Annotated in this window: 12 protein-coding genes and 1 tRNA gene; 9 read left to right on the top strand and 4 right to left on the bottom strand. The window is 64.2% G+C overall.

The annotated features are described in order from the left end of the window. Window positions 1-97: 97 nt before the first annotated feature. A complete protein-coding gene (gene nth, locus HBF24_RS13980) occupies window positions 98-736 on the top strand; it encodes an endonuclease III (protein ID WP_167174014.1) in 639 nt (212 codons plus the stop codon). A 166-nt stretch (window positions 737-902) separates the two neighbouring features. On the opposite strand, the gene HBF24_RS13975 is transcribed toward nth, so the two are convergent. Continuing rightward, the gene (locus HBF24_RS13975; protein ID WP_240922578.1) at window positions 903-1,961 is read right to left on the bottom strand and encodes a porin; all 1,059 of its coding nucleotides are present in this window, start codon (window positions 1,959-1,961) and stop codon (window positions 903-905) included. A 359-nt stretch (window positions 1,962-2,320) separates the two neighbouring features. On the opposite strand from HBF24_RS13975, the gene HBF24_RS13970 reads away from it, so the two are divergent. The 7 genes from HBF24_RS13970 to phoU all read left to right on the top strand — a co-directional run bounded on the left by HBF24_RS13970 (window position 2,321) and on the right by phoU (window position 8,435). Further along, on the top strand, window positions 2,321-2,824 hold the full coding sequence (locus tag HBF24_RS13970; RefSeq protein ID WP_167174008.1) for a hypothetical protein: 504 nt from the start codon (window positions 2,321-2,323) through the stop codon (window positions 2,822-2,824). Window positions 2,825-2,896: 72 nt separating this feature from the next. Then, window positions 2,897-3,559, top strand: a complete 663-nt coding sequence (gene rnt / locus HBF24_RS13965) for a ribonuclease T (RefSeq protein ID WP_167174005.1) — start codon at window positions 2,897-2,899, stop codon at window positions 3,557-3,559. A 297-nt stretch (window positions 3,560-3,856) separates the two neighbouring features. Further along, the gene (gene pstS / locus HBF24_RS13960) at window positions 3,857-4,864 is read left to right on the top strand and encodes a phosphate ABC transporter substrate-binding protein PstS (RefSeq protein ID WP_167174182.1); all 1,008 of its coding nucleotides are present in this window, start codon (window positions 3,857-3,859) and stop codon (window positions 4,862-4,864) included. Window positions 4,865-4,987: 123 nt separating this feature from the next. After that, window positions 4,988-5,962 (top strand): phosphate ABC transporter permease subunit PstC, encoded by a 975-nt coding sequence (pstC, locus tag HBF24_RS13955; RefSeq protein WP_167174003.1) that lies wholly within the window; start codon window positions 4,988-4,990, stop codon window positions 5,960-5,962. Further along, entirely contained in the window at window positions 5,962-6,828 is an 867-nt protein-coding gene (gene pstA, locus HBF24_RS13950; RefSeq protein ID WP_167174000.1) for a phosphate ABC transporter permease PstA, read from the top strand. Before pstC ends, pstA begins: the two co-directional genes overlap by 1 nt. Continuing rightward, complete coding sequence (gene pstB / locus HBF24_RS13945; protein WP_167173997.1) at window positions 6,821-7,630, top strand: phosphate ABC transporter ATP-binding protein PstB; 810 nt, start codon at window positions 6,821-6,823, stop codon at window positions 7,628-7,630. The genes pstA and pstB overlap by 8 nt, the downstream gene beginning before the upstream one ends. Before the next feature lie 88 nt (window positions 7,631-7,718). Next, the gene (gene phoU / locus HBF24_RS13940; RefSeq protein ID WP_167173994.1) at window positions 7,719-8,435 is read left to right on the top strand and encodes a phosphate signaling complex protein PhoU; all 717 of its coding nucleotides are present in this window, start codon (window positions 7,719-7,721) and stop codon (window positions 8,433-8,435) included. 83 nt (window positions 8,436-8,518) lie between these two features. Here the strand turns inward: phoU and HBF24_RS13935 are convergent, their stop codons facing one another. The 3 genes from HBF24_RS13935 to rnr form a co-directional block, all read right to left on the bottom strand. Beyond that, the gene (locus HBF24_RS13935) at window positions 8,519-8,806 is read right to left on the bottom strand and encodes a hypothetical protein (RefSeq protein WP_206064351.1); all 288 of its coding nucleotides are present in this window, start codon (window positions 8,804-8,806) and stop codon (window positions 8,519-8,521) included. Window positions 8,807-8,814: 8 nt separating this feature from the next. After that, on the bottom strand, window positions 8,815-9,561 hold the full coding sequence (gene rlmB / locus HBF24_RS13930) for a 23S rRNA (guanosine(2251)-2'-O)-methyltransferase RlmB (RefSeq protein ID WP_167173988.1): 747 nt from the start codon (window positions 9,559-9,561) through the stop codon (window positions 8,815-8,817). Between the two features lie 80 nt (window positions 9,562-9,641). Continuing rightward, window positions 9,642-11,993 (bottom strand): ribonuclease R, encoded by a 2,352-nt coding sequence (rnr, locus tag HBF24_RS13925; RefSeq protein ID WP_167173985.1) that lies wholly within the window; start codon window positions 11,991-11,993, stop codon window positions 9,642-9,644. 176 nt (window positions 11,994-12,169) lie between these two features. On the opposite strand from rnr, the gene HBF24_RS13920 reads away from it, so the two are divergent. Then, window positions 12,170-12,256 (top strand) — tRNA-Leu (locus HBF24_RS13920). Window positions 12,257-12,408 lie beyond the last annotated feature (152 nt).

The raw sequence follows: 12,408 nt of genomic DNA, 5'->3' as shown, positions 1-12,408 counted from the left end.
GGCCCGGGTGCAAGCGCCATTGAACGAAGGTCACGCCTTGGGCCAGCCAGGCCGCGCGCCGTAGAATCATCGGCCGCCTATTGCCCGTGTTCCGCCAATGAAAAAAGCCGACATCCAGGAGATGTTCTCGCGCCTGCGCGAGCTCAATCCACACCCCACCACCGAGCTGGAGTACGACACGCCTTTCCAGCTGCTGATCGCGGTGATCCTGTCCGCGCAGGCCACCGACGTGGGCGTGAACAAGGCCACGCGGCGGCTGTTCCCGGTGGCCGGCACGCCGCAGGCCATTCTCGATCTGGGCGAAGACGGCTTGAAGGGCTACATCAACACCATCGGCCTGTACAACGCCAAGGCGGCCAACGTCATCGCCACCTGCCGACAATTACTGGAAAAGCATGGCGGCGAGGTGCCGCGTGAGCGCGCCGCGCTGGAGGCGCTGCCCGGCGTGGGCCGCAAGACCGCCAACGTCGTGCTCAACACCGCCTTCGGCGAGCCGACCATGGCCGTGGACACGCACATTTTCCGCGTCGCCAACCGCACTGGCCTGGCACCCGGCAAGACGGTACGCGCGGTGGAAGACAAGCTGGTGAAGGTGATCCCGGACCCGTTCCTGAAAGATGCCCATCACTGGCTGATTCTGCACGGGCGCTATGTCTGCGTGGCGCGCAAGCCCAAGTGCCCGGACTGCGCCATCATCGACCTGTGCCGCTACAAGCCCAAGACGCCGGCGGCCTGAGCGTCACCATCGCGCTTCGCCCGCCCGGCACCACTGGCCGCCGCACAAAAGCAAACGGCGAGCATCACGCTCGCCGTTTTCCATCCCTGGGTAGAACTCCCTCCGATGCCATCCGGAGGGCGCCCCGGCGTCGGGCCGGAGCGCTCTCGCAACTTGTAGCGCCAGATCAGAACGCGACCTGACCCCAGACGCCGATTTCGTCGGTCTTGCGGTTGGCATGCCAGCCAAACGGCACGCTCACCGGCACGCCCAGGTTCGGGTTGCCTTCCTGCTTCTCGTGCTTCCAGGCCACCGACAGCAGGAAGCCCTTGGTCACGTCGAACTCGACACCGGCGTTGTAATAGGTGTCCTTGGCCTTCGGATCGATGTCCTTGGACAGGTTGGCGTGGTCGTAGCGGGCGAACAGGTTCACGCGCGGCGCCACGGCGACGCTGCCCCACACCGAGTAACCGTCGGACTTGTCCTGGTAAGGCGTGGTGACATTGCCCCAGTTCTTGGCGGTGAAGTACTCGCCACCCAGGCGGAAGCTCTTGGAGGCGTAGGCGATCAGCGCATCACCACGGCTGGCGGTGTTGTCGGCGCTGGAGGTCTGCAGGTCATCGCCACGCTTGCCGGAGTAGCCGCCCACGGCCACGATCATGCCGTCCATCGGAGCGAAGCCGACGCGGCCTTCGAAGTCCACGCCCTTGCTGCGGCCCGGATGCTTGTAGCCACCACCGTTGACGGCGGACACGGCGTAGTCGACACCGCCACCCACCTTGCCCGACAGATGCAGACCCCAGTCGGCCGAGTTGGCCATGTGCAGGCGGTCGGTCAGGGTGTTCTCGACATAACGGAAGCCGTAGTAGCCCTCGACGAACGGGATCCAGGGCATATCGGCCGAACCGATGCGCAGCCGCGCGGCCTTGCTGAAGTCGCCCTGCACGTAGGCCTTCTTGACGAACAGGTTGGTCTCGCCGTCGTTGCCAACGTAGTTGAAGTCGGTGGTCAGATTGGCCGACCAGATGTCGTCGAACTGATGGCTGATGCTCAGGTAGAAACGCTTGACGTCAATACCGGTGCCCGAAGCATCGGTCTTGGCGCCGTTGTCCTTCTGGTTGATGTTGGTGAAGTCGAAGTACATCTTGCCGCCAATGGTGGTATCACCCGCGGCGGCGTGAGCGGCATTCACACCCATGCCGCCACAGGCGGCGATCAGGGCAACGGCAAGCAGTTTGCAGCGCATAGGAAAGACTCCAGTTTCGTTCGTATCTGCTGGCGTGCGGCACCTCGCCACACACCCGTGATTGGCCAGCATCAGCGGACGTTAAATCGCCGTGATGAGGCGCACTTTGCAGGTCGAATTTGACTGGCGTGTTGGCGCTGCGTGACAGATCCATGACAGCGCACCCCGGCAACCGGCGCCAAAGCCTTGCTCCATACGGGCTGGCGATGCCTTCACAAAGCCCTAACGCGGACATGCATTGAAACCAAAGTGTCACGGTTGGCGCCGTAAAGTGCCGCCCGTGAGCGCCGGCCAGGACGCCAACAGGGCTGTTGCCGCGCGCTTGTCCTTAATGCCCGCATTCCAAAGAGGAGTACCTCATGGCTATCGCACGTCCCCATCGTTCACGCAGCTGGCTGGCCGGCCTGATGCTGGGCACCCTGGCACTGGCGCCGAATCTTTACGCCAAGCCGCCGGCCACGCTGCAGGAACGCATGTCCTATGCGCAGTTCAAGCAGCTGGGCCTGGACAAGCTCAGTGATGAGCAGCTGAAAGGGCTCAACCAGTGGCTGGATACGCACGGCATGAGCGGCCCCAGCGTGGACGACGTGCAGCGCCAGGCCGACGATGTCGGTAGCGGCCGTCGCGAAGTGCGGCGTCATACCATCAACAGCACCCTGGTCGGCACCTTCAGCGGCTGGGAGGACGGTACCGTGTTCACCCTGGCCAATGGTCAGAAGTGGAAGGTGCAGGACACCTCGGCGCCGATCCATATGGCTGGCATCGACAACCCCAAGGTGACGGTGGAGCCGGGCTTCTTCGGCTCCTGGATGTTCAGTGTGGACGGCGTGCGCGATACCGTGCATGTGGTGCCGGCCAATTGAGCGGCCCTGCCGCGGACGCCGCGGCCCACGGTGCCGGCCAGAAAACGGCCGGCTCCTGCTATCCTCTCGCGCATGACTGAACCTGTTCCCCCGTTGTCGGCCAGGCGCATGGCCGATCGCTTCCGTGGCTTCCTGCCTGTCGTAGTGGATGTGGAAACCGGCGGCTTCGATCCGGAAAAGGATGCGCTGCTGGAAATGGCCGCCTCGGTGATCACCATGGGCGACGACGGCCTGGTGTATCCGGAGCCGGCCGTGTTGGTGCAAGTGCAGCCATTTGCCGGCGCCAACATCGATCCGCGTGCGCTGGAAATCACGGGCATCGATCCGGACCATCCGTTCCGCGACGCCTTGAGCGAACGCGACGCGCTGGATGCGATCTTCCAGCCGGTACGCCAGGCCGTGCGCGCGGCCGAATGCCAGCGCGCCATCCTGGTCGGACACAACGCCGCGTTCGACCTTTCCTTCATTAATGCTGCCGTGCGCCGCAGCGGCCACAAGCGCAATCCGTTCCATCCCTTCAGCTGCTTTGACACCGCCACGCTGGCAGGCCTGGCCTACGGGCAGACGGTGCTGAGCAAGGCCGCCACGGTCGCCGGTATCGAGTTCAATACCCGCCAGGCACACTCGGCCGACTACGACACCGCGCGCACCGCCGAGCTGTTCTGCGCCATCGTCAATCGCTGGCGTGCGCTGGAAGACCGCGCCCAGGGCGAGTTGCCCGCCGCCATCCCGTAACCTTTTGCTCACGCAGCCATCACGCCGGCTGCGTATCCATGGGTCCGGCGCGCGCCCCGGTCGACTTGGCCAGAAGCGCCTTAAAATCCAAATATAACAACACGTTGGATCACATGATGCGGCCTCCCTCAGGGAGACCGCACCGCCTTTGGACGATCCCGCCAAGCCACTGAAATGACGACCTGTCACACAGGTGCAACATTCAACTCATTTCATTGCAACATGGCTCACCTACAAATGGAGCCAGGCGGGCAACGCCTGTTGACCGAATCCAAGGAGCTACTCGTGTTCAAGTCCATGAAATCGCGCATTGCCGTCGCTGCCGCGGCGTCCATGATCTGCATGACCGCTGGCGCCACCGACATCACCGGTGCCGGTTCCAGCTTTGTGTACCCTGTCATCTCCAAGTGGTCGGCCAAGTTCGCCGAGAAGACCGGCAACCACGTCAACTACCAGTCCATCGGTTCGGGTGGCGGTATCGCCCAGATCAAGGCCGGCACCGTCGATTTCGGCGCCTCCGACAAGCCGCTGGACGAAGCCACGCTGGACAAGTTCGGCCTGGGCCAGTTCCCTGACGTGATCGGCGGCATCGTACCGGCCTTCAACGTGCCGGGTATCGACGCGGGCAAGCTGGTGCTGGACGGCAAGACCCTGTCCGACATCTTCATGGGCAAGGTGACGATGTGGAACGCCGCCGAGATTGCCAAGCTGAACCCGGGCATGAAGCTGCCGGCGCAGAAGATCACCGTCGTGCACCGCTCGGACGGTTCGGGCACCACCTACAACTTCACCCATTACCTGTCGCAGGTCTCCCCGACCTGGAAGAGCAAGGTCGGTGAAGGCACCGCCGTCAACTGGCCGGCCGGTATCGGCGGCAAGGGCAACGAGGGTGTGTCCGCCTACGTCAAGCAGATCAAGGGCTCCATCGGCTACGTCGAGTACGCCTATGCGCTGCAGAACCACATCGGCTACGCGATCATGAAGAACGCGGCCGGCAAGGTGGTCAAGCCGGAGACCAAGACCTTCCAGGCCGCCGCTGCCACCGCCGACTGGAAGCATGCCAAGAACTTCAAGCTGCTGATCACCAACGCCCCGGGCGCCAATGCCTGGCCGATCACCGCCACCTCGTGGGTGATCATGTACAAGCAGCCGAAGAACGTCGAGCACACCAAGGTGACGATGGACTTCTTCAAGTGGGCCTACGAGCACGGCCAGGACGACGCCCGTTCGCTGGACTACGTGCCGCTGCCGGCCAGCCTGGTCAAGCAGATCGAGACCTACTGGAAGACCGAATACAAGATGTAATCCATCGTCGGTTATCCTGTAACGGATAAACCGCGAAAAAGCCGGCGCGCGTGGTCGATAAGACCGCGCGCGCCGCGCCTTTGACCAGTCCCCGTCCGCGACAATCGTTCTAAGGTTTTCCGCATGCAAGCGAACCGGCCCGAGACCGCCGCTCGAGACATCGAGCACCGCTCCAGAAAAGATGCCCGCCACGACCGGATCTTCCGCGGCATCCTGCGCTTCTGTGCGCTGCTGGTACTGGCGGCCCTGCTGGGCGCGGCGCTGTCCACGCTGTGGGGCGGGCGCGAGGTGCTGTTCAAGGATGGCTTTCACTTTCTGACCAGCGACGCCTGGAACCCGGTCACCGACAACTACGGCGCGCTGGCGCCGATCTACGGCACCCTGGTCACCTCCATCATCGCCATCGTGCTGGCGGTGCCGGTGAGTTTCGGCATCGCCCTGTTCCTGACCGAACTGGCGCCAGGCTGGCTGCGCGGCCCGGTGGCCACGGCCATCGAACTGCTGGCGGCCATTCCGTCGATCATCTACGGCATGTGGGGCCTTTTCATCTTCGTGCCATTCATGGCCGACCACGTCGAGCCGCACCTGGCCGACACGCTGGGCAAGATTCCCTTCATCGGCGCCGTGTTCGACGGCCCGCCGCTGGGCCTTGGCATTCTCACCGCCGGCATTGTGCTGGCAGTGATGATCCTGCCGTTCATTTCCTCGGTGATGCGCGAGGTGTTCCAGACCGTGCCTTCGCGCCTGAAGGAATCGGCCTATGCGCTGGGCTCGACCACCTGGGAGGTGGTCTGGGACATCGTGCTGCCGTATACGCGTTCGGCCGTGATCGGCGGCATCTTCCTGGGGCTGGGCCGTGCGCTGGGCGAGACCATGGCGGTCACCTTCGTGCTGGGCAACTCGTACAACATCACCGCCTCGCTGCTGATGCCGGGCACCTCGATTTCCTCGTCCATCGCCAATGAGTTCAACGAGGCGGTGGGCCTGCACCGTTCGGCGCTGATCGCGCTGGGCTTCCTGTTGTTCGTGGTCACCTTCATCGTGCTGCTGATCGCGCGCCTGATGCTGCGCCAGCTGGCCAAGCGGGAGGGCAAGTAATGAGCGCCATCTACACCCGTCGCCATATCAAGAACATCGCCGCCAAGGTGCTGGCCACGGCGGCCATCATCATCGGGCTGGTGTTCCTGGTCTGGATTTTGTGGATCACGCTGGTCAACGGCATCAGCGCCTTCAACTGGCGCCTGTTCACCAAGATCACCGCTTACGGTCCGGACGGCGGCCTGTCCAACGCCATTGTCGGCAGCTTGATCATGGATCTGATCGCCATTGCGATCTGTGCACCGATCGGCGTGCTGGCCGGCACCTACCTGGCCGAGTGTGCATCCAGCTCCAAGTTCGGTGCCACGGTGCGCTTCCTGAACGATATTCTGCTGTCGGCACCCTCCATCGTGCTGGGTCTGTTCGTGTACGTGATCGTGGTCATTCCCAGCACCTCGCTGTCGGGTGGCGCGGTCAGCTTCTCCGGCTTTGCCGGCTCGGTGGCACTGGCGCTGATCGGCCTGCCGGTGATCGTGCGCACCACCGACGAAATGATGCAGCTGGTGCCGACCACGCTGCGCGAGGCGGCGCTGTCGCTGGGCATTCCGCAGTGGAAGATGACCCTGCAGGTGCTGATGCGCGCGGCCATGTCCGGCATCATCACCGGTATCCTGCTGGCGCTGGCGCGCCTGGCCGGCGAGACCGCGCCGCTGCTGTTCACCGCCTTCGGCAACAATTACATGAGCGTGCACCCGCTGGACAAGATGGCCAGCCTGCCGGTGGCGATCTACCAGTACACCAACGACCCGAACCCGACGCTGCACGCCATCGCCTGGGCCGGTGCGCTGTTGATCACCCTGTTCGTGCTGGCGCTCAGCCTGCTGACCCGACTTCTGTTTTCGCGCAAGAAGGTGAGCTATGACTAACCTCGCCGCCGCCGCCCAGACCCCGTCTGATACGGCCTCCGTCAACGAACGCACCAAGATCAAGGTGCGCGACCTGGACTTCTACTACAACGGATTCCACGCCCTGAAGGGCATCAACATGGATATTCCGGAGAAGAAGGTCACGGCCATCATTGGCCCGTCCGGTTGCGGCAAGTCCACGCTGCTGCGCATCTTCAACCGCATCTATGCCATGTATCCCAAGCTGGAGGCGCAGGGCGAAGTGGTGCTCGATGGCGAGAACGTGCTGGACAAAAGCTACTCCATGAACCGCCTGCGTTCGAAGGTAGGCATGGTGTTCCAGAAGCCGGTGCCGTTCCCGATGACCATCTTCGAGAACGTGGCCTACGGCATTCGCCACCACGAAAAGCTCAAGCGCAAGGCGATGGAAGCGCGCGTGGAAGAAGCCCTGCGCGGCGCGGCGCTGTGGGACGAGGTCAAGGACAAGCTGGGCCAGAGCGCGCTGGGTCTTTCCGGTGGCCAGCAGCAGCGCCTGTGCATTGCCCGCGGCATCGCGCTCAAGCCCGAAGTGCTGCTGCTGGACGAGCCGACCTCGGCACTGGACCCCATTGCCACCGGTCGCATCGAGCAGCTGGTCGAGGAGCTGAAGAAGGAGTACACCATCGTCATGGTGACCCACAACATGCAGCAGGCCGCGCGCGTGTCCGATTACACCGCTTTCATGTATCTGGGCGAGTTGGTGGAATTTGGCGTTACCGAGAAGATCTTCACCAAGCCGGACAAGAAGCAGACCGAGGACTACATCACCGGTCGCTTCGGCTGAACTTCCCGCAACGCCCGCGCGCGGCGCGCTCGCCCTGCCCGACGCGCGCCGCTACATTCCGAACGTTACTGCTACACAAGGCCGTGCCATGCACTCCAAAGACCACATCATCAAAAGCTACGACCAGGAGCTGGACCGCCTGACCGGCGAGATTGCCCGCATGGGCGAGCTGTCGGTCACCCAGCTTGAGGCCGCCATCGATGTCGTCGAGCGACGCGACGAGCGCGCCGCGCTGCGAGTGGTGGAGAACGACGACGCCATCGACGCCATGGAAACCGAGATCAGCCACGATGTGGTGCGTCTGCTGGCCCTGCGTGCGCCGATGGCCCGCGACCTGCGCGAGGTATTCGCCGCGCTGCGCATCGCCGCCGATATCGAGCGCATCGGCGATTACGGTGCCAATGTCGCCAAGCGCGCCATCCCGCTGTCGATGGTCGCGCCCATCACCCATGCGCGCAGCCTGCGTCGGCTTTCCGAACTGGCCGCCGTCGCCGTGCGCAAGGTACTGGCCGCCTACCGCGAGGGCGACGCCGAGGCCGCCTACCAGGTGTGGGAAGACGACGTGAAGCTGGATGAGGCCTACACCGGCCTGTTCCGCGAGCTGCTGACCTACATGATGGAAGATCCGCGCTCCATCACGCCGTGCACGCACCTGTTGTTCATGGCCAAGAACATCGAGCGCATCGGCGATCACGCCACCAACATTGCCGAGAACGTATGGTTCCTGGTCAAGGGTGAGGCGCTGGAAGCGACCCGCAAGAAGGGCGATGAAACCTCCGGCCCGGAGCTGGAAGAAGGCATCTGATAGCCGCCTTCCCGGGCACTAAAAAAAGGCGCGGCCGCTCAAGCGGACGCGCCTTTTTTCATGCTTGTCGAAAGCGCCGCAAGTCAGCGCCGCGAGGCGGACTCGGGCGGCGTCTCCTGCCGTGAGAGGCGACGCCGACGCGCCGCCACCAGCATGCCGTAGATGCTGATCACCAGCCACGCCAGCTGCAACGCGAATGCCGGCAGGTTGAACTGGCCAAACAACAGCGAGGCCATCACGCCGATGGCGCCCAGCGCGTTCATCAGCTGATAGACCAGCCCGTTGCCGCGCAGCTTGTGCGCCTGCAGCAGCAGAAAGGCCAACAGCACCAGCAATACTCCGGCAAAACCGGCCCACTCGTGCCAGGGCATGTTCACGTTCACGCCTGAGCCCCGCGCTGGCGCACCGCCTCGAACAAGGCCACGCCGGTGGCCACCGACACGTTCAGGCTTTCCATGGCACCCGGCATCGGGATACGCGCGACAAAGTCGCAGGTTTCACGCGTCAGTCGGCGCATGCCCTCGCCTTCCGAGCCCATGACGATGGCGATGGGACCTTTCAGGTCCATTTCGTACAGCGAGGCGTCGGTCTCGCCGGCAAGCCCCACCAGCCACACGCCGGCATCCTTCAGGCTGCGCAGGGTGCGTGCCAGGTTCGTGGCCGCCACCAGCGGCACGCGGTCGGCACCGCCGGCCGAGGCGCGACGCACGGTCGGCGTGACGCCTACGGCACGGTCCTTGGGCACGATCACCGCGGTCACCTGCGCCGCGGCGGCACTGCGCAGACAGGCGCCCAGGTTGTGCGGATCGGTGACGCCATCGAGCACCAGAAACAGCGCGCGGGAACCGGCCTGCTCGGCCAGCTCCGGCAACACATCCTCGCCCAGCGGTGCCGGTGCCTCGTAGCGGGCCAGCACGCCCTGGTGACGCGCACCACCGCCCAGGCGGTCAAGCTGCGCACGCGGCTTCATCGACACCAGCACGTGCGCCTTGCGCGCCATGTCGGCCAGCTCCTTGACGCGGGCATTGCGGCTGCCCTGCTCGATCACCACCTCGCGCACGCGCTCGGGGTCATTGGCCAGGGCGCCTTCCACGGGGTTGATACCGGCGATCCAGGATTCGCTCATCGGGTTGCCTAAAAGTTGCGTACTCGGCCGCGCATGATACCGGCATGGCCTGCTCGCCGGGAGCAGGCCATGCGCACGCATCACTTCTTCTTGCGCGCCTTGCTCTTGCCATCGCGCTTGGTGCGACGGTCACGGCTGGCCTTCTTGCTGGGCAACCCGTGTTCGGAGCTCTTGCGCTTTTTGTCGCCGCGTTTGGGCGGCGCCGTATCCGGCTCGTGAGCACCATCGCGGGTAGCCAGACGCAGGTCGATCTTGCGATCTTCCAGGCTGGCGCGCAGCACCTGCACACGCACGTTGTCGCCCAGGCGGAAACGCCGTCCGGTGCGCTCGCCCTCCAGCAGGCGACGCGTCGGTTCGAAGTGGTAGTAGTCGTTGGGCAGCTGCGAAATGTGCACCAGACCGGACACCTTGCTGGGCTCCATTTCCACGAAAAGCCCGAACGAGGTGACGCCGGTGACCACGCCCTCGAACACCTCGCCGACGTGCTTTTCCATCCACGCACACTTGAAGCGTTCGTCGACATCGCGCTCGGCCTCTTCGGCGCGACGCTCACGCTGCGAGCAATGCAGCGCCATGTCGGCCATGGCCTTGTCGGTGTACTCGTAGTCCTTGGGCTTGCCGCGCGTCAGCGCATAGCGAATGGCCCGGTGCACCAGCAGGTCCGGATAGCGGCGAATCGGCGACGTAAAGTGCGCGTACGCATCCAGCGCCAGGCCAAAGTGACCCTGGTTTTCCGGGTGATACACCGCCAGGCTTTGCGAGCGCAACAGCACCGACTGGATCAGGTCGGCCTCGGGACGGCCCTTCACCTTGCGCAGCAGGTCGGAGAAATCGGCGGGCGTCACTTCCTCCACGGGCGGCAGCGACAGCTTGAACTCGCGCAGGAACTCCAGCAGATCCTCGTACTTTTCGGCCGGCGGCGTCGGATGCACGCGGTAAAGCGCCGGAATCTTCTTTCGCGACAGGAACTTGGCCGCCTGCACGTTGGCGGTGATCATGCATTCCTCGATCAGCCGGTGCGCATCGTTGCGCGGCTGCGCGCCCATATCCTGCACCTCACCGGCGGCGTCCAGGCCAAACTTCACCTCCACCGTGTCGAACTCGATGGCGCCACGGCGACGACGCTGCGCGGCCAGGAGCTTGTACAGCGCATGCAGGTCTTCCAGCTGCCCCAGCACATCGGCCAGCTCTTCGCGCGCATCCTGATTGCGCTCACCGATGGCCTGCCACACGCGGTTGTAGGTCAGGCGTGCATGCGATCGCATCAGGCCGGGGTAGAACTTGGCTCGTTCCACCTCGCCCTGCGCGTCGATGTTCATGTCGCAGACCATGCACAAACGCTCGACGTTGGGGTTCAACGAGCAGATGCCATTGGACAACGACTCGGGCAGCATTGGCACCACAAAGCCCGGGAAATAGGTCGAGGTGCTGCGCTCGTAGGCCTCATCGTCCAGTGGCGTGCCGGTCTTCACGTAGTGAGAAACATCGGCGATGGCCACGATCAGGCGATAGCCACCGTTGCGGCGCGGCTTGGCGTAGACGGCATCGTCAAAATCGCGCGCGTCGGCGCCATCGATGGTGACCAGCGGCAACTGGCGGATGTCGACACGTCCGTCCTCGTCCTTTTCCGTCTCGGTGACCTGCGGCTCGACGGCCTCGGCCTGGCGCAGCACGGCGTCCGGAAACTGGTCCGGCAGGTCGTGGCTGGCGATGGCCATTTCCACCAAGAGTGAAGGCTGCAGGCGCTCGCCCAGCACCGACAGGATGGTGCCGATGGGCCCGCGATAGGCGGTCGGTGGCGTGGTGATCTCGGCGACCACAATCTGGCCGGACTTGGCGCCATGGCGCTCATCGGGTGGAATCAGCACATCCTGATGCAGGCGGCGGTCATCGGGCGTGACCACGGTCACGCCGTTCTCCACCACCACGCGCCCCACCAGGCGCGAGGAGCGGCGCTCCAGCACCTCGACCACGGCGCCCTGGCGGCGCCCGCGGCGATCCACGCCGACCACGCTGGCCAGCACGCGATCGCCATGCAGCACCGGGCGCATCTGCGCCGGCGACAGGTAAAGGTCTTCTCCGCCCTCGTCCGGGCGCAGGAAGCCATAACCGTCGGCATTGGCCAGCACCACGCCGCGAATCAGGTCCAGCTTGCTGGCCGGAGCGAACGCGCCGGAGCGGTTCTGCAACAGCTGGCCATCGCGCACCATCGCCCCCAGGCGCTTGCCCAGTGCCTCGGTATCGACCTCTTCGGTCAGGCCCAGCGCCTCGGCGATGGCCGGCGCCTTCATCAGTTCGCCACGCAGCTCCAGTAGCTGCAGGATGGCCTCACGGCTGGGAATGGGGCGGTCGTAGCGGCGCGCCTCGCGCTCGGCGAATGGATCGCGCGCGGCAGGCTTCTTGCCTCGCCGGGGGGCCTCCTTGGCGGCCATGTTCTTGTTTTTCTTTGTGGACCGGCGCGGGCCGGTCTTGGGTTTGTTTGATGACACATCGTTCCTTGGCTTGGATCGCGAATAATTTTTCCATTCGCGATGAAAAATTTGTTGACAGACCCGGGCCAGATCTCTATCTTACGCGGCTCCGCAGCGCTGAACAGCGCGGCACACCTGCCCAGGTGGCGGAATTGGTAGACGCGCTAGCTTCAGGTGCTAGTGACCGAAAGGTCGTGGAAGTTCGAGTCTTCTCCTGGGCACCATCTACATGTTTCAGAGTGTGTCACAACGACTCAGAAACTGCATGAAACCCGCCTTTATGGCGGGTTTTTTGTGTCTGCGTGTTTCATCCTGTTTCATTGCAGCTCGCAAAGTTTAGGGGTACAAGCGTGGGTACATTTCCGAGGGCAAACCC

Source organism: Oleiagrimonas sp. C23AA, from assembly GCF_011759385.1.
Classification (GTDB): domain Bacteria; phylum Pseudomonadota; class Gammaproteobacteria; order Xanthomonadales; family Rhodanobacteraceae; genus Oleiagrimonas.
Note: the sequence above shows the minus strand (reverse complement) of the source record. Positions and strands in the feature narration are given on the sequence as shown.

Excerpts from the sequence above, each read along its gene's own strand:
- nth (WP_167174014.1), top strand. The coding sequence starts at position 98 with ATGAAAAAAGCCGACATCCAGGAGATGTTCTCGCGCCTGCGCGAGCTC.
- pstB (WP_167173997.1), top strand. The coding sequence starts at position 6,821 with ATGACTAACCTCGCCGCCGCCGCCCAGACCCCGTCTGATACGGCCTCC.
- pstA (WP_167174000.1), top strand. The coding sequence starts at position 5,962 with ATGAGCGCCATCTACACCCGTCGCCATATCAAGAACATCGCCGCCAAG.
- rlmB (WP_167173988.1), bottom strand. The coding sequence starts at position 9,561 with ATGAGCGAATCCTGGATCGCCGGTATCAACCCCGTGGAAGGCGCCCTG.
- rnr (WP_167173985.1), bottom strand. The coding sequence starts at position 11,993 with ATGGCCGCCAAGGAGGCCCCCCGGCGAGGCAAGAAGCCTGCCGCGCGC.
- HBF24_RS13935 (WP_206064351.1), bottom strand. The coding sequence starts at position 8,806 with ATGCCCTGGCACGAGTGGGCCGGTTTTGCCGGAGTATTGCTGGTGCTG.
- HBF24_RS13970 (WP_167174008.1), top strand. The coding sequence starts at position 2,321 with ATGGCTATCGCACGTCCCCATCGTTCACGCAGCTGGCTGGCCGGCCTG.
- HBF24_RS13975 (WP_240922578.1), bottom strand. The coding sequence starts at position 1,961 with ATGCGCTGCAAACTGCTTGCCGTTGCCCTGATCGCCGCCTGTGGCGGC.
- pstS (WP_167174182.1), top strand. The coding sequence starts at position 3,857 with ATGAAATCGCGCATTGCCGTCGCTGCCGCGGCGTCCATGATCTGCATG.
- rnt (WP_167174005.1), top strand. The coding sequence starts at position 2,897 with ATGACTGAACCTGTTCCCCCGTTGTCGGCCAGGCGCATGGCCGATCGC.
- pstC (WP_167174003.1), top strand. The coding sequence starts at position 4,988 with ATGCAAGCGAACCGGCCCGAGACCGCCGCTCGAGACATCGAGCACCGC.
- phoU (WP_167173994.1), top strand. The coding sequence starts at position 7,719 with ATGCACTCCAAAGACCACATCATCAAAAGCTACGACCAGGAGCTGGAC.